24 protein-coding genes are annotated in these 23,089 nt (G+C 70.7%); 11 read left to right on the top strand and 13 right to left on the bottom strand.

Annotation, left to right across the window (positions count from 1 at the left end):
- The first annotated feature begins 33 nt into the window (after positions 1-33).
- The 7 genes from ACFYWI_RS11850 to ACFYWI_RS11880 all read left to right on the top strand — a co-directional run bounded on the left by ACFYWI_RS11850 (position 34) and on the right by ACFYWI_RS11880 (position 5,550).
- Positions 34-885, top strand: coding sequence for a glutamate ABC transporter substrate-binding protein (locus ACFYWI_RS11850; protein ID WP_389229163.1), 852 nt, complete (start codon positions 34-36; stop codon positions 883-885).
- Between the two features lie 90 nt (positions 886-975).
- The gene (locus ACFYWI_RS11855; protein ID WP_389229165.1) at positions 976-1,644 is read left to right on the top strand and encodes an amino acid ABC transporter permease; all 669 of its coding nucleotides are present in this window, start codon (positions 976-978) and stop codon (positions 1,642-1,644) included.
- Positions 1,641-2,552, top strand: a complete 912-nt coding sequence (locus ACFYWI_RS11860) for an amino acid ABC transporter permease (protein ID WP_389229168.1) — start codon at positions 1,641-1,643, stop codon at positions 2,550-2,552. The genes ACFYWI_RS11855 and ACFYWI_RS11860 overlap by 4 nt, the downstream gene beginning before the upstream one ends.
- Before the next feature lie 174 nt (positions 2,553-2,726).
- Positions 2,727-4,322 carry an FAD-dependent monooxygenase gene (locus tag ACFYWI_RS11865; protein WP_389229171.1) on the top strand — a complete coding sequence of 532 codons (1,596 nt, stop codon included), beginning with the start codon at positions 2,727-2,729 and terminating at the stop codon, positions 4,320-4,322.
- Positions 4,323-4,369: 47 nt separating this feature from the next.
- Positions 4,370-4,441, top strand: coding sequence for a putative leader peptide (locus ACFYWI_RS11870; RefSeq protein WP_309544753.1), 72 nt, complete (start codon positions 4,370-4,372; stop codon positions 4,439-4,441).
- 81 nt (positions 4,442-4,522) lie between these two features.
- Positions 4,523-5,164, top strand: coding sequence for a cysteine dioxygenase (locus ACFYWI_RS11875; protein WP_389229268.1), 642 nt, complete (start codon positions 4,523-4,525; stop codon positions 5,162-5,164).
- A complete protein-coding gene (locus ACFYWI_RS11880) occupies positions 5,161-5,550 on the top strand; it encodes a rhodanese-like domain-containing protein (RefSeq protein ID WP_389229174.1) in 390 nt (129 codons plus the stop codon). The genes ACFYWI_RS11875 and ACFYWI_RS11880 overlap by 4 nt, the downstream gene beginning before the upstream one ends.
- Positions 5,551-5,634: 84 nt before the next feature.
- Here ACFYWI_RS11880 and recX read toward each other — a convergent pair whose 3' ends face one another.
- The 4 genes from recX to ACFYWI_RS11900 form a co-directional block, all read right to left on the bottom strand.
- Positions 5,635-6,216, bottom strand: coding sequence for a recombination regulator RecX (gene recX, locus ACFYWI_RS11885; RefSeq protein WP_389229177.1), 582 nt, complete (start codon positions 6,214-6,216; stop codon positions 5,635-5,637).
- Between the two features lie 6 nt (positions 6,217-6,222).
- Positions 6,223-7,347: a recombinase RecA gene (gene recA / locus ACFYWI_RS11890; RefSeq protein WP_389229180.1), complete on the bottom strand. Its 1,125-nt coding sequence runs from the start codon at positions 7,345-7,347 to the stop codon at positions 6,223-6,225.
- 222 nt (positions 7,348-7,569) lie between these two features.
- Positions 7,570-8,730: an AI-2E family transporter gene (locus tag ACFYWI_RS11895; RefSeq protein ID WP_389229271.1), complete on the bottom strand. Its 1,161-nt coding sequence runs from the start codon at positions 8,728-8,730 to the stop codon at positions 7,570-7,572.
- A gap of 181 nt (positions 8,731-8,911) precedes the next feature.
- The gene (locus ACFYWI_RS11900; RefSeq protein WP_389229183.1) at positions 8,912-9,106 is read right to left on the bottom strand and encodes a DUF3046 domain-containing protein; all 195 of its coding nucleotides are present in this window, start codon (positions 9,104-9,106) and stop codon (positions 8,912-8,914) included.
- Positions 9,107-9,185: 79 nt separating this feature from the next.
- On the opposite strand from ACFYWI_RS11900, the gene ACFYWI_RS11905 reads away from it, so the two are divergent.
- Complete coding sequence (locus ACFYWI_RS11905; protein ID WP_389229186.1) at positions 9,186-10,121, top strand: hypothetical protein; 936 nt, start codon at positions 9,186-9,188, stop codon at positions 10,119-10,121.
- A gap of 105 nt (positions 10,122-10,226) precedes the next feature.
- Here ACFYWI_RS11905 and ACFYWI_RS11910 read toward each other — a convergent pair whose 3' ends face one another.
- The 3 genes from ACFYWI_RS11910 to ACFYWI_RS11920 form a co-directional block, all read right to left on the bottom strand.
- Positions 10,227-10,535 carry an AzlD domain-containing protein gene (locus ACFYWI_RS11910; RefSeq protein ID WP_389229189.1) on the bottom strand — a complete coding sequence of 103 codons (309 nt, stop codon included), beginning with the start codon at positions 10,533-10,535 and terminating at the stop codon, positions 10,227-10,229.
- Positions 10,532-11,323, bottom strand: coding sequence for an AzlC family ABC transporter permease (locus tag ACFYWI_RS11915; protein ID WP_389229192.1), 792 nt, complete (start codon positions 11,321-11,323; stop codon positions 10,532-10,534). Before ACFYWI_RS11915 ends, ACFYWI_RS11910 begins: the two co-directional genes overlap by 4 nt.
- A gap of 142 nt (positions 11,324-11,465) precedes the next feature.
- Positions 11,466-12,344: an AraC family ligand binding domain-containing protein gene (locus ACFYWI_RS11920; protein WP_389229195.1), complete on the bottom strand. Its 879-nt coding sequence runs from the start codon at positions 12,342-12,344 to the stop codon at positions 11,466-11,468.
- A 167-nt stretch (positions 12,345-12,511) separates the two neighbouring features.
- On the opposite strand from ACFYWI_RS11920, the gene ACFYWI_RS11925 reads away from it, so the two are divergent.
- The 3 genes from ACFYWI_RS11925 to ACFYWI_RS11935 all read left to right on the top strand — a co-directional run bounded on the left by ACFYWI_RS11925 (position 12,512) and on the right by ACFYWI_RS11935 (position 18,836).
- Positions 12,512-17,137, top strand: coding sequence for an ATP-dependent helicase (locus tag ACFYWI_RS11925; RefSeq protein ID WP_389229198.1), 4,626 nt, complete (start codon positions 12,512-12,514; stop codon positions 17,135-17,137).
- Between the two features lie 107 nt (positions 17,138-17,244).
- A complete protein-coding gene (locus ACFYWI_RS11930; protein ID WP_389229202.1) occupies positions 17,245-18,039 on the top strand; it encodes an Fpg/Nei family DNA glycosylase in 795 nt (264 codons plus the stop codon).
- 32 nt (positions 18,040-18,071) lie between these two features.
- Positions 18,072-18,836, top strand: a complete 765-nt coding sequence (locus tag ACFYWI_RS11935) for an SDR family NAD(P)-dependent oxidoreductase (protein WP_389229205.1) — start codon at positions 18,072-18,074, stop codon at positions 18,834-18,836.
- Here ACFYWI_RS11935 and ACFYWI_RS11940 read toward each other — a convergent pair.
- The 6 genes from ACFYWI_RS11940 to rimO all read right to left on the bottom strand — a co-directional run bounded on the left by ACFYWI_RS11940 (position 18,784) and on the right by rimO (position 23,006).
- Positions 18,784-19,023 carry a hypothetical protein gene (locus ACFYWI_RS11940; RefSeq protein ID WP_389229208.1) on the bottom strand — a complete coding sequence of 80 codons (240 nt, stop codon included), beginning with the start codon at positions 19,021-19,023 and terminating at the stop codon, positions 18,784-18,786. The genes ACFYWI_RS11935 and ACFYWI_RS11940 overlap by 53 nt on opposite strands.
- 206 nt (positions 19,024-19,229) lie before the next feature.
- The gene (locus tag ACFYWI_RS11945; protein WP_389229211.1) at positions 19,230-19,700 is read right to left on the bottom strand and encodes a Dps family protein; all 471 of its coding nucleotides are present in this window, start codon (positions 19,698-19,700) and stop codon (positions 19,230-19,232) included.
- Between the two features lie 145 nt (positions 19,701-19,845).
- Positions 19,846-20,229: a helix-turn-helix domain-containing protein gene (locus tag ACFYWI_RS11950; protein ID WP_019889909.1), complete on the bottom strand. Its 384-nt coding sequence runs from the start codon at positions 20,227-20,229 to the stop codon at positions 19,846-19,848.
- A gap of 109 nt (positions 20,230-20,338) precedes the next feature.
- Positions 20,339-20,848 carry a CinA family protein gene (locus tag ACFYWI_RS11955; protein WP_389229215.1) on the bottom strand — a complete coding sequence of 170 codons (510 nt, stop codon included), beginning with the start codon at positions 20,846-20,848 and terminating at the stop codon, positions 20,339-20,341.
- Positions 20,845-21,543, bottom strand: coding sequence for a CDP-diacylglycerol--glycerol-3-phosphate 3-phosphatidyltransferase (gene pgsA, locus ACFYWI_RS11960; protein WP_389229218.1), 699 nt, complete (start codon positions 21,541-21,543; stop codon positions 20,845-20,847). Before pgsA ends, ACFYWI_RS11955 begins: the two co-directional genes overlap by 4 nt.
- A complete protein-coding gene (gene rimO / locus ACFYWI_RS11965) occupies positions 21,540-23,006 on the bottom strand; it encodes a 30S ribosomal protein S12 methylthiotransferase RimO (protein ID WP_389229221.1) in 1,467 nt (488 codons plus the stop codon). The genes pgsA and rimO overlap by 4 nt, the downstream gene beginning before the upstream one ends.
- Positions 23,007-23,089: the final 83 nt, after the last annotated feature.

Genomic DNA, 23,089 nt, shown 5'->3' on the forward strand with positions numbered 1-23,089 from the left:
CACCTCATCGCGTCAACTCTAGGGAAGTCACCCATGAAGCTTCGTAAGGTCACTGCCGCTTCTGCTGCCGTTCTCTCGCTCGCTCTCGCCGCAACCGCCTGTGGCTCCGGCAAGAAGGACGACTCCGACGGCGGCAAGGCCGGCAGCACCGGCGGCGGCAAGATCACGATCGGTATCAAGATCGATCAGCCGGGCATCGGCCTGCAGACCCCGGACGGCAAGTACACCGGCTTCGACGTCGACGTCGCCACCTACATCGCCAAGGAGCTCGGCTACAAGGAGTCGGACATCGTCTTCAAGGAGACGAAGAGCGCCGACCGCGAGACGGCGATCTCGCGTGGTGACGTCAAGTTCATCGCCGCGTCCTACTCGATCAACGACGAGCGTCTGCAGAAGGTCGACTTCGCCGGCCCGTACCTGCTGGCCCATCAGGACGTCCTGGTCCGCGCCGACGACGACTCCATCAAGAAGCCCGAGGACCTGAACAACAAGAAGCTCTGCTCGGTCACCGGCTCGACCTCGGCGAAGAACGTCAAGGAGAAGCTGGCGCCGAAGGCCCAGCTGCAGGAGTACGGCGGCTACTCGCAGTGCCTGACCGGCCTGCAGAGCAAGGTCATCGACGCCCTGACGACCGACGACTCCATCCTTGCCGGCTACGCCGCGCAGGACGCGTTCAAGGGCAAGTTCAAGCTCGCCGGCTTCAAGCTGAGCAACGAGAACTACGGCATCGGCCTCAAGAAGGGCGACGCCGAGCTCAAGAAGAAGATCAACGCGGCCCTCGAGAAGATGGTCAAGGACGGCTCCTGGGACAAGGCCGTGACGGCCAACTTCGGCCCCGCCAACTACAAGAACGAGCAAGCGCCGAAGATCGGCGACATCAAGTGACGCAGGGCTGACGAGGCGCGCCACCGCTGACGGCGGGGGCGCGCCGGGCCCATCCCCTTCCCACACGCACACGCGGAAGCGCGGGAGATCGTGTTCGACTTTCTTAATGTGAACGAGCTACTGGGGGCCTTCTGGATGACGGTGAAACTCACCGTCTTCTCGGCCCTCGGCTCCCTGATATGGGGAACACTGCTGGCCGGTATGCGCGTCGGTCCGGTCCCGATCATGCGCGGTTTCGGCACCGCCTACGTGAACGTGGTCCGAAACATCCCGCTCACCGTCATCATCGTCTTCACCTCGCTGGGCCTGTTCGCGACGCTCGGTGTCACGCTCGGGGCGGCGGACGACCTCAAGGTGATGAACTTCAGGCTCGCCGTGCTCGGCCTGATCGCCTACACGTCCGCCTTCGTGTGCGAAGCCTTGCGTTCCGGCATCAACACGGTGCCTGTCGGACAGGCCGAGGCGGCACGAGCCCTCGGTCTCAGCTTCGGCCAGGTACTCAGGCTCATAGTTCTCCCGCAGGCCTTCCGCTCGGTCGTCAATCCGCTGGCCAACGTGCTGATCGCGCTGACCAAGAACACGACCGTGGCCGCGGCCATCGGTGTGGCCGAGGCCGCCTATCTGATGAAGGGCTGGATCGAGGACTACGCGGCGCTTCTGCCCATCGTCGGAGTCTTCGCGTTCGGGTTCATCTGCCTCACGCTGCCGACCGGGCTGGTCCTCGGCTGGGTGAGCAAGAAGGTGGCGGTGAAGCGATGACTTCCGTTCTGTACGACGCCCAGGGGCCGCGCGCCAAGCGGCGCAATCTCCTCTACACAGCCGGGTTCCTGGGAGCGCTCGCGGCCGTCGGTTGGTGGGTGTACGACAGCCTCGCCTCCAAGGGCGAGCTCGACTGGGTCAAGTGGGAGCCCTTCTTCACCAGCACCCAGCCCTATGCGACCTACATCTGGCCCGGACTCCAGAACACCCTGATCGCGGCCTCCCTCGCCCTGGTCATCGCGCTGCCGCTCGGAGCCTTCTTCGGCATCGCCCGGCTGTCCGACCACCGTTGGGTACGGGGCACCGCGGGCACGGTCGTGGAGTTCTTCCGGGCCATCCCCGTGCTGATCCTGATGCTGTTCGCCAACCAGGCGTACGCCGACTTCACCGACATCAGCAACGACGTCCGTCCGCTGTACGCGGTGGTCACCGGCCTGGTGCTCTACAACGCCTCGGTCCTCGCGGAGATCGTCCGGGCCGGTATCCAGTCCCTTCCCACCGGCCAGACGGATGCGGCCAAGGCGATCGGCATGCGCAAGGGCCAGACGATGCGGTACGTGCTCCTGCCGCAGTCGGTGACCGCCATGCTTCCGGCGATCGTCAGCCAGATGGTGGTCATCGTGAAGGACACCGCTCTCGGCGGCGTCATGCTGACCTTCCCCGAACTGCTGGCGTCGGTCAGCCCGATGAGCGCCAACTACGGTGCGAACATCATCGCCAGCTTCACCGTCGTGGCCCTCATCTACATCGCACTCAACTTCGCGCTCACCTCGGTGGCGAGCTGGCTGGAGCGCAAGCTGCGGCGCGGCAAGAAGAGCACGGGCGCGGTGGTGCACGCCGGACCCGGGGGCGGTCTGGAGACCATCGGCCCGACCAAGATCAACGTCGACGACGGCCGCGCGGTTTGACGCGACGTCACTGATTCGTCCCACGAGGGGCGGTGGCCGACGGCCACCGCCCCTCGCCGCGTTCCGGTGGCGCTTGACGGGGGCACCGGCAGTGGGTTGCATACATTCTGTGATCGCGCACCGGGCTCCAGCCGCACCCTGCCGCACGACCCTACGGGCCCGAGGAGTCTCGTCGTGGACCCGGTGATCGTCGTCGGTGCCGGTCCGGTCGGCCTCGCCCTCGCCCTCGCCCTCGCGGCGCAGGGCGTTCCCTCCGTCGTGCTCGACGAGAGCAGCGGAAAGGACGAACCGCGCCCTGCCCGCACCGTGGTGCTGCGCCCCGATACGGCAGCGCTGGTGGAGCGGCTGGGCTGCGCCACCGTCCATGACGAAGGTGCCCGCTGGACCGGCTGGCGCACCATGCGCCGCAAGCAGGACGTACGGCAGCTGCCGCTCGGCGACCACGGCACCTCGGCCCCGCTGCACATCCCGCAGCACGCCCTCACGCGCGGGCTGCGGGACGCCCTCGCACGTCACCGGCTCATCCGACTCGTCACCGACAGCCGCCTCGACTCCCTGGAACAGGATCCCAGCGGGGTCGGTGTGCACACCCGCGGTCCCGGGGCGACCTGGTGGCGCGGCAGCTATCTGGTCGGCTGCGACGGGGCGAGGTCCACGGTGCGCAAGCTGCTCGGCATCCGCTTCCCGGGGCGTACGGCCGTGGAACGACATGCAGTCGCAGCCCTGCGCACCGAACTCCCCTGGCCCGACGAAGCGTTGCTGCACCGACAGCCTCCATGGCACACCGGCGGCGACGAGGTCACCGCCCGCCCTCTGCCGGACGGCGTATGGCGGCTGGACTGGCTGCTGCCGCCCCGGGGCGAGCTGGTCACCCCGGACGCTCTGGTGGCGCGGATACGGGACACCCTGGCCGGCTGGTGCGGCACCACGCCCCCGTACGAGCTCCTCGACACCGGTGTCTACACCCTCCACCACCGGCTGGCCCGCCGCTGGCGCGTCGACCGGGCCTTTCTCGCGGGAGACGCCGCCCATCTGCTCGGGGCACTCGGCACCCAGGGCTTGGACGAAGGGCTGCGGGACGTCGACAACCTGGCATGGAAGCTGGCCCAGTGCTGGCACCACGGCCCTTCCACCACGCTGCTGGACAGCTATCAGGCGGAGCGGCGCGGCGCCGTCGCCGCACGGCTGCGCGCCGCCGACCAGTCGCTGCCGATACTGCGCAGCAACAGCGGGCTGCGTATGTACCTCCCGGGCGCCGCGCGCGGGCACGACGCGATGCTCACCGACGGTCATCTGGGGCAGGGTCCGCTCGGCGCGCCCCCCGTCTACCGGCACTCCCCCCTCACACCCGAGCACGCCCCTTCGCGGGCGCCCCTCGACACGGAGGCGGGCGCGCCGGTCGAGGATGCGCGGGTCACAGCTCCCGACGGGACAACAGCGCGGCTGCGCGACCGGCTGGGGCGGGGGCAGCTGCTGGTGGTGCTGGTCGCACCGGGCACCGGGGTGTGGGACCGGCGGCACTGGGTGAGCGCGGGCGTGATGCCGCGACTCGCGGCCGCCGTCGGAGCGCTGCCGGTGCGGGCCGAGCTACTGGTTACGGAGAGCTACCCCGGGGCTTCGGCTCACACCGTGCTGCTGGTGCGGCCCGACGGGCACCTGGTGGCGGCGTTCACCGGGGTACGGCCCACTGAGCTGTACGCCGCGGCGGACACCGTGCGCGGTGGTGCTCCATCAGCGGTGCGCAGTGACCGTACTGCGGACATCAATTGACCCTCGAGGGTCTGCATGGTGTACTCCGGAGCGTGACCGACACCGATGTGCGCCTGTGGCGGAGGGTCCATATGGACCTCGTCCGCTATGCGGGCTGCGTGTGTCGGCCGTCCTGCTGAAATTCGCCTTCCTTCGCGCCGTGGCCCCCGGTGCCCGCGTGCCCCCAGCGAACGTCCAGGACGGTCTCCGTGTCCCAGTCTGTGTCTCCACCTCTTTCCGCATCTGATCCCGCCGCTGTTTCTGCCTCTGTTGCCGCATCCGTAACAGCTGCCGTATCCGCACCTGTCACCACGCCCGGAGCGGCCCCTGCGCACGCGCACGGAGCCGCACCCTCCTCTGCCGAGGCGGACGCGCCGACAGCGGCCGAGCTGCTGGACTTCGTGCGCCGCGCCGCAGCCGACAAGGAGCTGATCGCCACCCTCCCCCTGGACCCCGAGGGCCGTACCTGGCTGCGGCTGGAGGGACCGGGGGGCAGCGAGGCCTGGCTGATCGGCTGGGCACCCGGCACGGGGACCGGCTGGCACGACCACGCCGAGTCCCTCGGCGCGTTCGCCACCGCCGAGGGCGAGCTGACAGAGCACTCCCTCGCCGTGCGGCTCCCGGCAAGCGGTTGGAAGACCCTCGAACTGAACGAGGGTGTGGACCGCGAACGGCGCCTGGGTGCCGGCCGGTCCCGCGCCTTCGGAAAGCACCATGTGCACGAGGTGCTGAACGAGTCGGACACCGAGCACGCCGTCTCTGTGCATGCGTACTACCCTCCCCTGCCGCTGCTCAGGCGGTTCAGCCGGTCCGGAGCGGTGCTGCGTCTGGAGCATGTCGAGCGTCCGGAGGACTGGCAGTGAGCGAGCACACAGGGATCGACGAACTGCTGGAGCAGGTGCGCGAGGGGTACGAGCGCATCGGGCCGAGGGAGGCGTACAAGGAGGCAGCGGCGGACGGGGCACTGCTGGTGGACATCCGCTACCAGGCGCTGCGCGAGCGGGACGGGCTGATTCCGGGGGCGCTGGTGGTGGAGCGCAATGAGCTGGAATGGCGGCTCGACCCGCAGGGAAGCCACCGGGCCCCTCAGGCGGTCGGTCATGACCTGCGGGTCGTGGTGATCTGCAACGAGGGCTACGCCTCCTCCCTCGCCGCTGTCTCTCTTCAGCAGCTCGGACTGCATCGCGCGACCGACCTCGTCGGGGGCTTCCAGGCGTGGAAGGCTGCGGGGCTGCCGGTCGTGCGGTGAGTACGTGCGGGGCCGGTGTGCGCCGAACGCAGGCCGCGCCCCCTTCGGTGGAAGGCGCCCCCGTCCGTCAGCAGGCCCGATCCCCTAGAAGCCGGTGTCGTCCAAGTCGTCCGTCTGCTCGCCCTCTTCCTCCAGGGCGCGCTTGACCACCCGCAGGGCAACTCCCTCCGAGTACCCCTTGCGGGCGAGCATGCCGGCAAGGCGACGCAGGCGGCGATCGCGGTCCAGGCCCCGGGTGGCCCGAAGCTTACGGGCCACCAGTTCCCGGGCCGTCGCCTCCTCCTGGTCGGAGTCCAGCTGCGCGACCGCGTCGTCGATCAGCGTCGCGTCCACGCCCTTGGTGCGCAGCTCCCGCGCCAGCGCCCGGCGGGCAAGGCCCCGGCCGTGATGGCGTGACTCCACCCAGGCGTCGGCGAAAGCGGCATCGTTGATCAGCCCCACATCCTCGAAGCGGGAGAGAACCTCCTCGGCCACCTCGGGAGGGATCTCGCGCCTGTGCAGCGCGTCCGCGAGCTGCTTGCGGGTGCGCGGGGTCCCGGTGAGCAGGCGCAGGCAGATCGCCCGCGCCCGCTCAGCCGGATCCTGGGGCGACAGCTCCCCCTCGGCCCTCGACGAGTCGGCGCTGTCGCCCGGCCATTCGGTTCGCCTCTTCCTTGAAAAAGGCACGACGCGCTAGCCCTTGGCCGCCGCCGTCTTGGCCGCCTTGGCCTTGGCAGGTGCGGGCACCGACTTCGCCGCGTCCTCCGCCGGAGCCGCCGCGCCTGCCGCGTCCGCACCGGGCTCCGCCGCCGGGGCCTCCGGCCTGACGCCTACGCCCAGCTTCTCCTTGATCTTCTTCTCGATCTCGTTGGCGAGATCGGGGTTGTCCTTCAGGAAGTTACGGGCGTTCTCCTTGCCCTGGCCCAGCTGATCGCCCTCGTACGTGTACCAGGCGCCGGCCTTGCGGACGAAGCCGTGCTCCACGCCCATGTCGATCAGACCGCCCTCGCGGCTGATGCCCTGGCCGTAGAGGATGTCGAACTCGGCCTGCTTGAAGGGCGGCGCGACCTTGTTCTTGACGACCTTCACGCGGGTGCGGTTGCCGACCGCGTCGGTGCCGTCCTTCAGGGTCTCGATACGGCGGATGTCGAGCCGCACGGAGGCGTAGAACTTCAGGGCCCGGCCACCGGTCGTGGTCTCCGGCGACCCGAACATCACGCCGATCTTCTCGCGGAGCTGATTGATGAAGATCGCCGTGGTCTTGGACTGGTTGAGCGCGCTGGTGATCTTCCGAAGTGCCTGGCTCATCAGTCGCGCCTGCAGACCCACGTGCGAGTCGCCCATCTCGCCCTCGATCTCCGCACGCGGCACCAGGGCCGCGACGGAGTCGATGACGATCAGGTCGAGCGCGCCGGAGCGGACGAGCATGTCGACGATCTCCAGCGCCTGCTCGCCGTTGTCCGGCTGGGACAGGATCAGGTTGTCGATGTCGACGCCGAGCTTCTTCGCGTACTCCGGGTCGAGGGCGTGCTCCGCATCCACGAAGGCCACCGCGCCGCCCGCCTTCTGGGCATTGGCCACGGCGTGCAGGGTGAGAGTCGTCTTACCGGAGGACTCGGGGCCGTACACCTCCACCACACGGCCGCGCGGCAGGCCGCCGACGCCGAGGGCGACGTCGAGCGCGGTCGACCCGGTGGGGATGACCTCGATGGGCTCGTTCGGCCGCTCGCCCAGACGCATCACGGCGCCCTTGCCGAATTGTCGTTCAATCTGTGCGAGCGCGGCGTCGAGCGCCTTCTCGCGGTCGGTTCCTGCCATGGGTTCCACCCGATTTGCTTGTGTCGATCGCTTCACGTCAAAGACGCTAACCCCTGCCACTGACAATGGGCCCCGACGTCCGTCCAGCCTGTGGACAACTCGGGAGACCGCTTGGGAATCCAGGGCCGGAATCCCATGAGAATGGATGTTCGATTTCAGTGTCAAGCGCACCTCGCCCGCGCGGCCATGACCTGCGACCGAGCACGGCTCCTCGGTGTCCCGTCAGGCCTCCGGCGATTGCCCCGGCCTGCTGCGAGCCGTTCGCGAGGCGGCCCGGTCGCCCCGCAGCGCCCCCCGCACCCGCGCGAGCGCCCGCCCCGCACGCGGCCGGTGATCGCCCTGCACCCGCGGGTCGTCGGTCACGTCGTACCGCTTCACATACGCGCCGAGGAACGCCTGGAGCGTCGCGACCGCCGGGATGGCGATCAGCGCGCCGACCGCACCGAGCAGCGCGGTCCCCGCGATGACCGACCCGAAGGCCACCGCCGGGTGGATGTCGACGGTCCTGGCGGTGAGCTTCGGCTGCAGCACATAGTTCTCGAACTGCTGGTAGACCACGACGAATCCGAGCACCCACAGCGCGTACCACGGGTCGACCGTGAACGCGATCAGCATGGGCAGCGCGCCCGCCAGATACGTGCCGATGGTGGGGATGAACTGGGAGACCAGACCCACCCAGACCGCGAGCGCCGGGGCGTACGGCACCTCAAGGATCTCCAGCAGGATGTAGTGCGCGACGCCGGAGATCAGCGCCATCAGGCCCCGCGAGTAGAGATAGCCGCCGGTCTTGACGACCGCGATCTCCCAGGCGCGCAGCACCTCGGCCTGCTTGGCCGGCGGCAGTACGGAACACAGAGCGCGTCGCAGCCGAGGCCCGTCGGCCGCGAAGTAGAACGAGAACAGGAAGATCGTCAGCAGCTTGAACAGTCCGCCGAGCACGGTCGCGGAGACATCCAGCACCCCGCTCGCACTGTTCTGCACGTACTTCCGCAGCCAGTCGGAGCGCAGCAGGCTGTCCTGGACCTCGACCCGGGAGAGCTCCGTCTGGAAAGTGTCGTTGATCCAGCGGATCACCGAGTCGAGGTACTTCGGGAAGTCCTCGACCATGTCCACGATCTGGCCCGCGAGCATCGAGCCGAGCAGGACGACGAAGCCGACGCCCGCGACCAGTACGGCGAAGAAGACGAGGAAGGTGGCAAGTCCGCGACGCATGCCGCGCGCCGCCATCCGCCCCACTGCCGGCTCGATGGCGAGCGCCAGGAAGAACGCGATCAGGACATTGATCAGCAGCCCGATGAGCTGGTGGAAGGCCCAGTTGCCGAGCTGGAAGCAGGCGTACAGCGCCAGGGCCAGGATCATGGCCCGCGGCAGCCAGCGGGGCATCCGGACCGGGCCGGCGGCCCCGGTCTGCGTCCTGGGAGGCGGCACGCTGGGCGGAACGGCCGCCGTGGCGGTGTCCGGTGCCGTCGTCGTGGGGGCAGTTGCGTCCTGGTCGGTCTCGTCGGTCTGGGCCACCGGCCAAGTGTCGCCTACGGGGGTGGACGCAGACAGTCCGCCCCGTGTCTCACCGCTTGTCGGCAGGGATACCTACGGCGGCGCAGACCCCGCGCCACACGGCCTTGGCCTCCCAGCCCGCGGCGAGCGCCTCATGGACCGTACGGCCGCCGAGCTCTGCCATCACATGGTCGCGCGCGAAGGAGTCGGCGTAGAGCGGACCGAAGTGGTCCGCCATCCGTTCCCAGAAAATCGTCAACCGCATGACCCCAGTATCCCGCTCCTGAGAGTGCAGCCCTGGCCGTCCGCCTTGCCGAAGGCCCTTTGCGCCCTAGGGTCGGAACATGGCTGGAACCGGAGCAACCCCCGAGTCCTCTCTCGCGTCGCCCCTTGTCCGCGCCGAACGGTTCATCTGGCTGACGGCCCGCGTGCTCGAGCAGCGGCGTTTCGCTCACCACTTCCTGCGCGGCAGCGCGGACTCCGTGGAGAGTGCCCTGGCCGCGTATCTCAACGAGGACGGCGGCTACGGCCACGCCCTCGAACCGGATCTGCGCGGCCCGGTCAGCCAGCCGCTGCACACCGCGCACGCCCTGCGCGTGCTCGATTCCATCGGCCGCTGCGGCGGCCTGCGCGTGGAGCGGATGTGCCGGTACCTCACGGACGTGTCGACGCACGACGGCGCGCTGCCGGCGATCCACCCCTCGCAGCGGGGATATCCGGCAGCCCCGTTCATGCCCGTCGTGGACGACCCACCCAGCGAGCTGCTGACGACCGGCCCCGTGGTCGGACTCCTGCACCGCAATCAGGTGTGGCACGCGTGGCTGTTCCGCGCCACGGACTACTGCTGGGCCGCGGTGGACGCGATCGAGAAGTCGCATCCGTACGAGATCGAGGCCGCGGTCGCGTTTCTGGACGGCGTCCCGGACCGGGCGCGCGCCGAGGTCGCGGCGGACCGGCTCGGCCGGCTGATACGGGAGCAGCGGCTGGTGGTGCTCGACCCGGACCGGGCGGCCGAGCACCCCGTCGCCCCCGGTTATGCGCCGGGCGAGCACCACTACGCGCACCACTACGCCTCCACGCCCGAGTCGCTCGCCCGCCGATGGTTCACGGACGAGGAGGTGGACCGATCGCTGCAGCACCTCGCGGAACAGCAGCGCGAGGACGGCGGCTGGCCCATCACCTGGCGCGAATGGGCACCGGGGGTGGCGCTGGAGGCCCGGCCGATCGTGACGATCGAGGCGCTGCGCACGCTGCGGGCCTACGGCCGCCCCATCGGCTGACGCGCCCGGTGCACCGGGGAGCCCGCCCTGTGCACCGGCCGGCCCGCACCGGCCGGCACCGGGGTATCCGGCCTTCCGTCCGGGCACCGCGCCGGGCGGCCGGGGTCAACCCCCCAAGGCTCGTACCCCCGCCGTGACGGCCACCGCCGCCCCGACGACCACGAGGAAGGGGGCCCGCAGCACCAGCGCCACCGCGGCGGCCGCGAGTCCCGCGGCCCGTGCGTCGAGCACCAGCGAGTTGTCCACGCTGAAGGTCTGCTGCGCGGTGAGCGCGGCCAGCAGCGCGACAGGCAGCAGGGGCGCCAACCGCTGCACGAGCGGACGCTCAAGGGCATCGGCCGGTACCAGCAGACCGACCAGCTTCACGAGGTAGCAGCCGACAGCCGTCGCCGCGATAGCGATCCAGATGCTCATCGGTCCTCACCTTTCGTACGTCCGTCCCTCGCCTCGTCGGCAGTGCCCACGTCGTTCATGGCACGCCCCTTGAGCCACAGCACGGCGGGCGCGGCCAGCGCCGCGACCAGCACCGGCACCCCGGCGGGCAGCACCGGGAGGAATCCCAGCCCGAGCAGTACCGCGAGGGCGGCCACCGCCCGCTCGGTCGCCGTACGCAGCATGGGCGCGAGCAGCGCGAGGAACACGGCGGGGCCTGCCGCATCCAGCCCCCATGCGTCCGTGTCACCGAGCGCCTCGGCTCCGAGCGCCCCGAGCAGCGTGGTCAGGTTCCACAGCACGTACAGCGTGAGCCCGGTGACCGTGAAGCCGAGCCGGACGCTGCGCCGCGTGGGCTGGGCGAGCGCGACGGCGGTGGTCTCGTCGATCACCCAGTGGGCAGCGAAAGGCCGTACGAAGCGGGGCAGTGCGAGCAGCTGGGACAGCCTGAGCCCGTAGAAGGCGTTGCGTACGCCGAGGAAGAACGCGCCCGCGGCAGCTGCGAGCGGGTTCCCACCGGCCGCGATCGCTCCGACCAGCGCGAACTGCGAGGCTCCGGTGAAGACGAGCAGGCTGAGCGCGCAGGTCTGCAGGAGGCTGAGGCCGGATCCCGCGGAAGTCACTCCGAAGGCGAACCCGGACAGGCCGACGGCGATGCCGACGCCGAGTGCGTCGCGTACGACGGCCGAGTCCGGCTTGGGCACCGGCTGCCCGGCCGGGGCCGCTGCCCGGCCGGTGGGTGTCTCTGGGTGAGCTGTCTGTTCTGCCACGTCCCGGACGGTAGGCGGGGCCGCCGTCGTCGGTCTTGTACGTTCTTGCGCCCGTCCGCACGCCAACGCCCGGTTCGACGGTCGTGGCTGGGCGGCTGAGTAAGCGAACCCCGGGAACCGCGGCTTTCCCGAGCCGTGTTGATCACGGCCGCTTGCGTCCCGACGAAGGAGCGGGCTCGGTGCGCATACCCGCGCGCTCCCTGCGGTACGCCCCTGGCGGCACGCCGACGATCCGGGTGAAGTGCCGGTTCAGATGCGGCTGGTCGGTGAAACCCACGGCGATGGCGGCGTCGGCGGGCGCGGTGCCCGAATCCAGCAAGCGGCGGGCGGTGCGTACGCGAGCGTCGGTGAGCCAGGTGTGGGGTGGAAGCCCGTAACTGGCCTTGAACGCGCGCAGCAGGGCGAACGGGCTGGTGCCCAGTTCATGTGCCAGCTCTTCCAGGGACGGCGGATCGGCCATGCGTTCCTCGAGGAGTTGTCTGGCGAGGGCTGCGGTGCGTGCGCCGGACGCGAGGGGCGTACGAGTGGGCAGGGAGCGGCCGTGCCGGCACAGCAGCCGGGCTACAGCGACGCGCAGCAGGCTGTCGGCGGCGAGCGCGTTGCCTTCCTCGGCCGCCCGGTGCACCTCGTGCACGAGGCGGGCGGTGTCCGGGTCCTCGACGATGGTCTCGGCGAATCCCGCGGTGCCCTGCAGCGTGGTCATCTCCGTGGCGATACCGGCGACCAGCCGGGACGACGGGTAGAGCGTGGAGTACACCCAGCCCTCGGGCACCCCGGCGCGGGCGGAGTGCGGCACTTCGGGGTTGATCATGACGACGGTGCCGGGCCTGGCCCGGATGGTGCCCTCCGGCATGAACACGTCCTCGATCCCGCTGCGGACCGCGCCGAGGACGAATCCCTCATGGCTGTGGCGGGCGAAGGAGTGGCGCACATAGCGGGCCCTCAGCAGATCGAGGCCGGGCACGCCCGGGTACTGCCAGTGCCGTGCCCATTCGTCCTTCCCGTCCGTTGCCCCGGCCATGTCCATACAGTCCATTCTGCGCCGCTTGCAGGGGCAGGGTGTCGCCCGTCCGGGTCGTGGACGGGCGTCGCGGACACCGGCCACGCCTGACGCGGACATCCGGAGCGTCCGTTGCCCGCATCCTGGGGCCGCGTCCGTTGTCAGTGGTCGGGTGCACGATGGGGGACATGGCCGGCACTGCACTCGATCTCTTCTCCCCCGCGACCCGAAGCTGGTTCACGGGGGCCTTCAGCGCGCCCACGGCCGCACAGGAGGGGGCGTGGCGGGCCATCGGGAAAGGCTCGGACGCGCTGGTCGTGGCTCCGACGGGCTCCGGCAAGACGCTGGCCGCCTTCCTGGCCGCGCTCGACCAGCTCGCGTCGGCCCCGCCGCCCGCGGACGTCAAGATGCGCTGCCGGGTCCTGTACGTCTCGCCGCTCAAGGCACTCGCCGTCGATGTGGAGCGCAACCTCCGCAGCCCCCTGACCGGCATCCGGCACGAGTCCGTCCGGCTCGGGCTGCCGGAGCCCGACGTGCGGGTGGGTATCCGCTCGGGCGACACCCCGCCCGCCGAGCGGCGATCCATGGCCACCCGACCGCCGGACATCCTGATCACCACGCCCGAGTCACTGTTCCTGATGCTCACCTCGTCCGCGCGGGACGCGCTGGCGGGCGTCGAGACGGTGATCCTGGACGAGGTGCATGCCGTCGCCGGTACCAAGCGCGGCGCGCATCTCGCCGTGTCGCTGGAGCGCCTGGACCAGCTGCTGCCGCGCCCGGCCCGCCGGATCGGGCTGTCGGCGACGGTGCGGCCGGTGGACGAAGTGGCCCGCTTTCTGTCGCCGCAGCGACGTGTGGAGATCGTTCAGCCACCCTCGGGCAAGGAGTTCGACCTCTCCGTGGTCGTCCCGGTCGAGGATCTTGGCGAGCTGGGAGGCTCCCCCGCCACCGACGCGTCCGGCGGCGGTGCGGAGAAGCCGTCCATCTGGCCGCATGTGGAGGAGCGGATCGCCGATCTCGTCCAGGCGCACCGCTCGACGATCGTCTTCGCCAACTCGCGCCGCCTCGCGGAGCGGCTGTGCAACCGCCTCAACGAGATCGCGTACGAGCGGGCCACGGGCGAGGCGATGCCCGACGGCGCTCCGCCGGCCGAGATCATGGCGCAGTCCGGCGCCGCGCAGGGAGCGCCGCCGCTGCTCGCCCGCGCCCACCACGGGTCGGTCTCCAAGGAACAGCGTGCGCTGGTCGAAGAGGACCTGAAGGCGGGCAGGCTGCCCGCGGTCGTCGCCACCTCCAGCCTGGAGCTGGGCATCGACATGGGTGCGGTGGACCTGGTGGTCCAGGTGGAGTCGCCGCCGTCGGTGGCATCGGGGCTGCAGCGGGTGGGCCGCGCCGGACACCAGGTGGGCGCGATCTCCACGGGCGTCGTCTTTCCCAAGTACCGCGGCGACCTGGTGCAGGCGGCCGTGGTCACCGAGCGAATGCGCACCGGCTCCATCGAGTCGCTGCGCATTCCGTCCAATCCGCTGGACGTGCTGGCCCAGCAGCTGGTCGCGATGGTCGCGCTGGACAGCCGGCAGTTCGACGACCTCCTCGCACTCGTCCGCCGCGCCGCGCCGTTCGCCTCCCTTCCGGAGTCGGCGTTCACCGCCGTCCTCGACATGCTCGCCGGCCGCTATCCCTCGGACGCCTTCGCCGAGCTGCGCCCGCGGGTGGTGTGGGACCGGATCGCCGGTACGGTCACTGGCCGGCCCGGTGCGCAGCGCCTCGCCGTGACGTCCGGCGGCACCATCCCCGACCGCGGCCTGTTCGGCGTCTTTCTCGCCGGGGCCGATCCCAAGAAGGGCGGCGGCCGGGTCGGCGAGCTCGACGAGGAGATGGTCTACGAGTCCCGGGTGGGCGATGTCTTCACCCTCGGGACCACGTCCTGGCGCATCGAGGACATCACGCGCGACCGGGTGCTGGTCTCCCCCGCACCCGGTGTTCCGGGCCGGCTGCCGTTCTGGAAGGGCGACCAGCTCGGCCGCCCGCTCGAGCTGGGTCGCGCGGTCGGGGCATTTTTGCGGGAGGTCGGCGGCCTGTCCGCCGAGGACGGCAGGCTGCGTCTGCTCGCCGCCGGTCTGGACGCCTGGGCCGCCGACAACGTGCTGGCCTATCTGGACGAGCAGCGCCGGGCCTGCGGTCATGTCCCCGACGACCGCACCATCCTGGTGGAACGGTTCCGCGACGAGCTGGGCGACTGGCGGGTCGTGATCCACTCCCCGTTCGGTGCCCAGGTGCACGCGCCGTGGGCGCTGGCGCTGGGCGCCAGGCTCGCCGAGCGCTACGGCATGGACGCACAGGTCATGCACGCCGACGACGGCATCGTGCTGCGGCTGCCGGACGTCGACCTGATGGGGCTCGACCTGCTCGACCAGGATCCGGTCCGTCCGGACACGGCGTACGACAGCGAGCAGGCCCCGATCGGCGCGGCGGACGCGGTCTTCGACAAGGGCGAGATCAACCAGATCGTCACGGACCAGGTCGGCGGCTCCGCTCTGTTCGCCGCCCGCTTCCGCGAGTGCGCCGCCCGTGCGCTGCTGCTGCCCCGGCGCAGCCCCGGAAAGCGGACCCCACTGTGGCAGCAGCGCCAGCGCGCGGCCCAACTGCTGCAGGTGGCGAGCGAGTTCGGATCCTTCCCGATCGTCCTGGAAGCGGTCCGCGAATGCCTTCAGGACGTCTTCGACGTTCCCGGCCTGACGGAGCTGATGGGGGACATCGAGTCCCGCCGGGTCCGGCTGGTCGAGGTCACGACCCCCGAGCCCTCGCCCTTCGCCCGCTCGCTGCTCTTCGGTTATGTCGCCCAGTTCCTGTACGAGGGGGACTCTCCCCTCGCCGAGCGGCGGGCAGCGGCGCTCTCCCTCGACTCCCGGCTGCTCGCCGAGCTGCTGGGCCAGGCAGAGCTGCGGGAGCTGCTCGACGCGGATGTGCTGACCGAGCTGGAGCGGGAGCTGCAGTGGCTCACCGACGACCGGCGGATCAAGGATGTCGAAGGCGTCGCCGATCTGCTGCGGGTGCTGGGTCCGCTCACCGACGCCGAGCTGGCCGAGCGCGGGGGCGAACGGCAGTGGGCCGAGGACCTGGCCGGTTCACGCCGGGCCATCCGGGTGCGGATCGCGGGCGCCGACCAATGGGCTGCGATCGAGGACGCCGGCCGGCTGCGCGACGCGCTGGGCACAGCGCTCCCCGTGGGGGTTCCGGAGGCGTTCACGGAACCGGTCAAGGACCCGCTCGGCGATCTTCTCGCCCGGTATGCGCGCACGCACGGCCCGTTCACCTCGGCGCAGGCTGCGGCCCGCTTCGGGCTCGGCACGGCGGTCACGGACGGGGCGTTGCACCGGCTGGCGGCGAGCGGCCGGGTCGTCCGGGGCGAGTTCCATCCTTCCGGCATCGGTCAGGAGTGGTGCGATGCGGGTGTGCTGCGCCGGCTGCGCCGCCGTTCGCTGGCCGCCCTGCGCCATGAGGTGGAGCCTGTGCCGCCGGCTGCCCTCGCCGCCTTCCTGCCGCAGTGGCAGCACCTGGGCAGCAACAGCCTGCGCGGCATCGACGGACTGGCCCGCGCTGTCGAGCAGTTGCAGGGGGCGGCGGTGCCCGCCTCCGCCCTCGAGAAGCTGATCCTCCCCTCCCGGGTCAGCGGCTACAGCCCCACGCTCCTCGACGAACTGACCACGACGGGCGAGGTGCTGTGGGCCGGCGCGGGCGCGCTGCCCGGCAAGGACGGCTGGATCTCCCTCTACCTCGCCGACGCCGCGCCCCTGTTGCTTGCGGCTCCCCATCCGCTGGAGCTGACGGCCCTCCACGAGTCGGTCCTCACCGTGCTCTCCGGTGGATACGGCCTGTTCTTCCGCCAGATCGCCGACCAGGTCCGGGTCACCACCCATCCGGACGCGACGGATGCCCAACTGGCCGACATCGTCTGGGATCTCGCCTGGTCCGGCCGGCTCACCAACGACACTCTCGCCCCGCTGCGATCGCTGCTCGGATCGGGGCGCACCGCGGGGTCCACCGCCCACCGCGCCAAGCGCACCGTGCCCCGGGGGCGTTACGGCAGCCTCACCGCTGCCGCCCGCCCCGCATCCCGTACCGGCCCGCCGACCGTGAGCGGTCGCTGGTCCCTGCTGCCGACGGCCGAGCCCGAGCCGACCCACCGGGCGCATGCTCTCGCCCGTACGCTCCTGGACCGTCATGGCGTGGTGACACGAGGCGCGGTCGCGGCCGAGGGTGTGGAGGGCGGTTTCTCCGCCACCTACCGCATCCTGTCGGCCTTCGAGGACAGCGGGCAGGCGCGGCGGGGCTACGTCGTCGAGGGGCTGGGTGCCGCCCAGTTCGCGATGGACGGCGCGGTCGACCGCCTGCGCGCGGCGGCGGGCGCCCGGGACCGGGCCGAGGGCCGGGCAGCGCCGCGCGCGCTCGTGCTGGCCGCTGCCGACCCGGCCAATGCGTACGGCGCGGCGCTGTCGTGGCCGGAGCCGCCGACGGGCGCCGGTCACAAGCCGGGGCGCAAGGCGGGTTCCCTGGTGGTGCTGGTCGACGGCGAGCTGACGCTCTACATGGAGCGGGGCGGCAAGACCCTGCTGTCCTGGGCGACAGACGAGGATTGCCCGGATCTGCATGCCGCTGCCGAAGCCCTCGCCACTGCGGCGCACGGTGGTGCGCTCGGCACGGTCACCGTGGAGCGGATCAACGGATCACCGGCGCTCACCTCGCCGCTGGCCCGCGCGCTGGAGGCCGCCGGGTTCCACGCCACCCCCAGGGGGCTGCGGATGCGTCCCTGACCCGACCGCCCGCTCTCCTGAGCCGCTGCCGAGGGCACGCCTTCGGTCCCACAGCGCCCTGCGACCGGCCGCGCCCCTCGGGTCCTGCGTCCCGCATGATGGATGTCATGCCCGAAGGAGACAACGTCTGGCAGACCGCGCAGCGTCTGCACGCGGCTCTCGCGGGCCGTCTGCTGACGCAGTCCGATCTGCGCGTTCCGCGCTTCGCCACCGCCGATCTCACCGGTCGGAGCGTCCTGGACGTCACTCCGCGCGGCAAGCACCTGCTGACGCGTATCGAGGGCGGACTGACCTTGCACTCGCATCTGCGCATGGACGGCTCCTGGCAGGTGTACGACGCGGGAGAGCGCCGGCGCGGCGGCCCGGAGCACCAGATCCGCGCGATCCTCGGCAACGCGGAACACACCGCCGTCGGCTATCGGCTGCCCGTACTGGAACTGCTGCGCACCGCCGACGAGGACCAGGTGGTCGGCCATCTGGGACCCGATCTCCTGGGCCCGGACTGGGACCCCGCGACCGCCGTGGCCCATCTGGTCGCCGACCCCACCCGCCCCCTCGGCGAGGCCCTTCTCGACCAGCGCATTCTCGCCGGGCTCGGCAATGTCTACAAGTCCGAGCTCGCCTTCCTGGCACGCGTGACGCCCTGGCTGCCCGTCGGCGAGCTGCCGCCCGGTACTCCCGAGCGGCTTGTGGCGACCGCCCGTCGCCTCCTCGAGACGAACAAGGACCGCCCCCACCGCCGCACCACGGCCACCGGCTCCCAGCTGCTGTACGTATACGGTCGCGAAGGCCGCCCCTGCCCACGCTGCGGGACCCCTGTCCGCAAGGCCGACCAGGGCGACGGCAGCCGCCGGCGCCCCACCTACTGGTGTCCTCGCTGCCAATCGGGACCGACCAGTTGACGATCCGTCAGATCCGGTCGTACGGTCCCCGCATGGCCCTCACGGCGTACGACCTCACCGACCGCACCGCGTTCGTCACCGGAGCGGCGAGCGGTATCGGCCGTGCCACTGCCGTGCTGCTCGCAGAGGCGGGCGCGTCCGTCCACTGCGCCGACCTGGACGAGAAGGGCCTCGACGAAACCCGGACCAGGATCGACGACATCGGCGGCACAGCCGTGACCCACACCGTCGACGTCACCGACCGCGCCCGGCTGCGGACAGCCATCCACAGCGCCGAGCGGCTCGACATCATGGCCGCCATCGCCGGAGTCATGCACACCAGCCCGGTCCTTGAGACCCGGGACGAGGACCTCGACCGCGTCCTCGCCATCAACTTCAAGGGAGTGCTGCACGCCTGCCAGGAATCGGCCCGCGCCATGATCGCCGCAGGGACCCGGGGTTCGATCATCACCATGGCCTCGGGCGCCATGGACGCCGCCCATGCCGGGCTGCTCTGCTACAGCGTGGCCAAAGCGGCAGTGGTCCAGCTGACCAAGACCCTGGCGACCGAACTCGGACCGCATTCCATCCGCGTCAACGCCGTCGCCCCGGGCTGGGTACGCACCCCGATGACCGACCGTCACGACGCCGAACTCCAGCACCAGGCGGAATCCGCGCTGGTGAGAATGTCCCCCCTGCGCCGGGTCGGTGAGCCCGAGGACATTGCCCATACGGTGCTTCACCTGGCGTGCGATGCCTCGTCGTTCACGACGGGTCAGATACTGCGCCCGAACGGCGGCGTCGTGATGCCCTGGTGACCCCTCGGGCCGCCGTCACATGCACGGGAAGCAGACTCAGCCCCCAGCCGCCGGCCGCCACAGCCCCCTCGATGGCCCCGGACTGCTCCGGCACCAGCAGCAGCCGCAGCACGGCCCACCACCACACTCCGCCCACCACGAGCCCGAGCGCGACGACGGGCACGAGGACCGCCCCGCGTCCTGCCATGGCTGCCTCCTCCGGTCCACGCTAGTGCGACGCGAGCAATCCCCGGGAGGGCGCACGGATGGCAGACCCGGCGCACGGCCGGACAGGTCGCCCCACCGCCGCACGAGCGCGACTGACCGACCGGCCGGTGCGACCCGCTGCACGGTGATCCCGAAACCGCGTTCAGGGGCAACCCGGGAACGACCGGCTCCGGGCCGCCCTGCCTGCTACGCGCTCTCCGCCTGGAACATCCAGGCGTGCTTCTCGAGATCCGCCGTGAGCCCGATGAGAATGTCCTGGCTCACCGGATCCGGGTCCGCGGTCGCGGTGACGCGCTCCCGCATCCGCACGATGACCGCGTCCAGCCCGTCCACCAGCGTCTTCACGGCGTCCCCGTCCTTGATCCATCCGTCCGGCACCGCGCCGATCGCGCTCTGTGCCGCCACGGTCGCAGCCCGTCCGTCCGGTGCCACACCGATCGCCGAGGCTCGCTCCGCCACGATGTCCGAGTGCTGCCGCGCCGTGGCCACGACCTCGTCGAGCTGAAGGTGCACGGACCGGAAACGGGGGCCCACCACGTTCCAGTGGACCTGCTTGGCCACCAGGCCGAGATCCACGAGATCCACGAGGGCACCCTGCAGGGCACCGCCGACGGTCTTCAGGTCCGCGTCGGACAGCGGGCTCTTCACGACAGACATGCACGCCTCCACTCGGTTTGCCGATACCGTCCACCATTGCATAGGTGCACGGAACGGTCATTCGGGGAAAACCGAAGGCCCCGATCGGCACTCGGGTACCAACCGGGGCCCAGTGACAAACCAAGCCGGGCAGAGCTCTTGCGGATCAGGCGGCGACGACGTCGACCGCCTCCGCAGGCGCCTTGATCGTCACCCGCTCCGTCGGCACACCTGCCACCGACGTCACGGAGACGGAATTGAGCATCGGGCGTACTGGCGCAGGCACCGGCTCGCTGGCGGCTGCCGACTCGGCCAGTTCGGCCAGCGACAGCTCGTCGCTCACTTCACGCATGAGCTCGGACATCCGTACGTCAAGCGCGTCGCAGATCGCGGAGAGCAGCTCGGAAGATGCCTCCTTCTGACCCCGCTCCACCTCTGAGAGATAGCCGAGCGATACTCGGGCGGACGAGGAGACTTCGCGCAGAGTACGGCCCTGGCGCTGGCGCTGCCGACGCAGCACGTCACCCAGCAGGCGACGGAGCAGAATCATCGGTGGCTCCCTCCTCGGACCGCGTAGCCGCATCCTTCACGCCCCACCGTACCGCCTCGCGCCGCGGCCGTGCGGGGAGCGATGTCGTGTTCACTCAGGGCTGCAAACATCAAGTCCCCCCGTTCTGTTCCGTATCGCGTGTCCGCGCATTCGTGCCCAGTTCTCCGCAGAGCAGCTCGAGCACGCTCCGTACACTCTCTCTACGGATTTCCGCACGGTCCCCGTTCAACCGCAATGCGGCGACTTTCGCCGGGCCGCCCGGCCCCGCGACGGCCACATAGACCGTCCCGACCGGCTGTCCGTCCTGCGGTTCGGGCCCTGCGACACCCGTGGTGGCGATGCCCCAAACGGCACCGAGCACATCCCGCACACCGACCGCCATCTGCCCCGCGACCTCGGGATCCACGGCCCCTTGCTGCTCCAGAAGGGTCCCGTCGACCCTCAGAACATCCCTCTTCAGAGTGGTGTCGTAGGCCGTGACGGAGCCGCGGAAGGTCCGGGAGGCTCCGGGTACCGACGTCAGCTCGGCGGCCACCAGACCGCCTGTGAGCGACTCGGCGACGGCCAGCGACTCGCCACGCTCCGCGAGCAGCGCGAGCACCCGAGCCGCGGTGTTCACCTGGCCGGGCCCTCCCCGGCCTGGTCTCCGGCCTGATCCGCCGGTGCCGCGTCCCGCTCCTCGGCGAGGCCGCGGCGCCTCAGTACGATCGCCTGTCGCACATAGTCGAGCCCGGTGACCACCGTCAGCAGGACGGCCACGGCCATCACCCAAAAGCGCAGGGTCGCCAGCGGGCCGGTCAGCGCCAGGACGTACATGCCGACCGCCGTGCCCTGCGCAAGGGTCTTGATCTTGCCTCCGCGACTGGCCGGAATGATTCCGTGCCGGATCACCCAGAACCGCATCAGCGTGATGCCGAGCTCGCGGAAGAGAATGACTCCGGTCACCCACCACGGCAGATCACCGAGCGCCGACAGACAGATCAGGCCCGCCGCCATGATCGCCTTGTCGGCGATCGGGTCGGCGATCTTCCCGAAGTCCGTGACCAGGTTGTACGTGCGCGCCAGATGCCCGTCGAAAATGTCGGTGATCATGGCGACGGCGAACGCGGCCCAGGCCCAGGCACGCCAGACCGGGTCGTACCCGCCGTCCTGCAGCATGAGCATCACGAAGCCGGGTACCAGGACCAGCCGCAGCATGGTCAGGATGTTGGCGATGTTCCACAGGCTGGCCTGATTGACGGCCGCAGCGCCCAGCTTGCGGCCGGGCGCCGGCCTACCGGTCCCGCCCGCCGCGGATGCCGGCACTCCGGTCATCTGCCCGCCTCCTCGCCAAGACAGTGGGCCACCAGGTCGACGCCCTGCGTATCCACGACCTTCGCCATGACCATACGGCCGGGCACAAGCCCCTCTGCAGTGGTGAAGACGACCTGGCCATCGGTCTCGGGGGCCTGGTGTGCGGCGCGGCCCACGGCGCCGTCCTCGCCGTCCACGGACTCGACGAGCACCTCGAGGCTTTCGCCGAGGCGCTCCTCGGCACGCTGCGCGGTGAGCTCCTCCGCCAGTCTGGACAGATGCGCGAGCCGCTCTGCGATGACGTCGGCGTCCAGCTTGCCGTCGTAGGAGACCGCCTCGGTGCCCTCCTCGTCGGAGTAACCGAAGACGCCGATGGCATCCAGGCGGGCAGCGCCGAGGAAACGCTCCAGCTCGGCGAAGTCCGCCTCGCTCTCGCCGGGGAAGCCGACGATGAAGTTGGACCTGACGCCGGCCGCGGGGGCCTTGGTACGGATGGTCTCCAGCAGCTCCCAGAACCGCTCGGTGTCGCCGAAGCGCCGCATCGCGCGCAGCACACCGGGGGCCGAGTGCTGGAAGGACAGGTCGAAGTACGGCGCGACCTTCGGCGTCGAGGTGAGGACGTCGATCAGGCCGGGCCGCATCTCGGCGGGCTGCAGATAGCTGACCCGTACCCGCTCGATGCCGTCGACCGCCGCCAGATCGGGCAGCAGGGTCTCCAGGAGCCGGATGTCGCCGAGGTCCTTGCCGTACGAGGTGTTGTTCTCGGAGACCAGCATGACCTCCTTGACGCCCTGCTCGGCCAGCCAGCGGGTCTCGCCCAGCACATCGCTGGGCCGCCGTGAGATGAAGGAGCCACGGAAGGAGGGGATGGCGCAGAAGGAGCAGCGCCGGTCGCAGCCGGAGGCGAGCTTCACCGACGCCACGGGGCTGGTGCCGAGGCGGCGTCGCAGCGGCGCGCGCGGACCGGACACCGGGGCGACGCCCTCCGGCAGGTCCTCGGGTGCCGGGGCGACATCTCCGTGGCCGGGCAGGGCCACCTCGGTCGCCTGCTGCCGCTCGACGGGGCTCAGCGGCAGCAGCTTGCGCCGGTCGCGCGGGGTGTGCGACGCGTGGGTACCACCGCTCAGGATGGTCTGCAGCCGGTCGGAGATGTCGGCGTAGTCGTCGAAGCCGAGCACACCGTCGGCCTCGGGCAGCGCATCCGCGAGCTCCTTGCCGTATCGCTCGGCCATGCAGCCGACGGCCACCACGGCCTGGGTCCGGCCGTGGTCCTTGAGATCGTTGGCTTCGAGCAGGGCGTCGACGGAGTCCTTCTTGGCGGCCTCGACGAATCCGCAGGTGTTGACGACGGCGACATCTGCGTCGGAGGCGTCCTCGACGAGCTCCCAGCCGTCCGCTGCCAAGCGGCCTGCGAGTTCCTCCGAGTCCACCTCGTTACGGGCGCAGCCAAGAGTGACAAGGGCGACGGTACGGCGTTCGGGCATGGACTCAAGACTACTTTGTCCTGACCGACGCCCTTGCCGCGAGGGTTCTGCGCCCCCTCCTACCGTCGCCCCGGCGGATTTAC

It is taken from the genome of Streptomyces sp. NPDC002889 (assembly GCF_042888425.1).
Classification (GTDB): domain Bacteria; phylum Actinomycetota; class Actinomycetes; order Streptomycetales; family Streptomycetaceae; genus Streptomyces.

What these genes read in the sequence shown, in the direction of transcription:
- ACFYWI_RS11850 (WP_389229163.1), top strand. Translation starts at nt 34, where the DNA reads ATGAAGCTTCGTAAGGTCACTGCCGCTTCTGCTGCCGTTCTCTCGCTC.
- ACFYWI_RS11860 (WP_389229168.1), top strand. Translation starts at nt 1,641, where the DNA reads ATGACTTCCGTTCTGTACGACGCCCAGGGGCCGCGCGCCAAGCGGCGC.
- recA (WP_389229180.1), bottom strand. Translation starts at nt 7,347, where the DNA reads ATGGCAGGAACCGACCGCGAGAAGGCGCTCGACGCCGCGCTCGCACAG.
- ACFYWI_RS11895 (WP_389229271.1), bottom strand. Translation starts at nt 8,730, where the DNA reads ATGCCCCGCTGGCTGCCGCGGGCCATGATCCTGGCCCTGGCGCTGTAC.
- ACFYWI_RS11900 (WP_389229183.1), bottom strand. Translation starts at nt 9,106, where the DNA reads ATGCGGTTGACGATTTTCTGGGAACGGATGGCGGACCACTTCGGTCCG.
- ACFYWI_RS11905 (WP_389229186.1), top strand. Translation starts at nt 9,186, where the DNA reads ATGGCTGGAACCGGAGCAACCCCCGAGTCCTCTCTCGCGTCGCCCCTT.
- ACFYWI_RS11910 (WP_389229189.1), bottom strand. Translation starts at nt 10,535, where the DNA reads ATGAGCATCTGGATCGCTATCGCGGCGACGGCTGTCGGCTGCTACCTC.
- ACFYWI_RS11920 (WP_389229195.1), bottom strand. Translation starts at nt 12,344, where the DNA reads ATGGCCGGGGCAACGGACGGGAAGGACGAATGGGCACGGCACTGGCAG.
- ACFYWI_RS11925 (WP_389229198.1), top strand. Translation starts at nt 12,512, where the DNA reads ATGGCCGGCACTGCACTCGATCTCTTCTCCCCCGCGACCCGAAGCTGG.
- ACFYWI_RS11930 (WP_389229202.1), top strand. Translation starts at nt 17,245, where the DNA reads ATGCCCGAAGGAGACAACGTCTGGCAGACCGCGCAGCGTCTGCACGCG.
- ACFYWI_RS11935 (WP_389229205.1), top strand. Translation starts at nt 18,072, where the DNA reads ATGGCCCTCACGGCGTACGACCTCACCGACCGCACCGCGTTCGTCACC.
- ACFYWI_RS11940 (WP_389229208.1), bottom strand. Translation starts at nt 19,023, where the DNA reads ATGGCAGGACGCGGGGCGGTCCTCGTGCCCGTCGTCGCGCTCGGGCTC.
- ACFYWI_RS11945 (WP_389229211.1), bottom strand. Translation starts at nt 19,700, where the DNA reads ATGTCTGTCGTGAAGAGCCCGCTGTCCGACGCGGACCTGAAGACCGTC.
- ACFYWI_RS11950 (WP_019889909.1), bottom strand. Translation starts at nt 20,229, where the DNA reads ATGATTCTGCTCCGTCGCCTGCTGGGTGACGTGCTGCGTCGGCAGCGC.
- pgsA (WP_389229218.1), bottom strand. Translation starts at nt 21,543, where the DNA reads ATGACCGGAGTGCCGGCATCCGCGGCGGGCGGGACCGGTAGGCCGGCG.
- rimO (WP_389229221.1), bottom strand. Translation starts at nt 23,006, where the DNA reads ATGCCCGAACGCCGTACCGTCGCCCTTGTCACTCTTGGCTGCGCCCGT.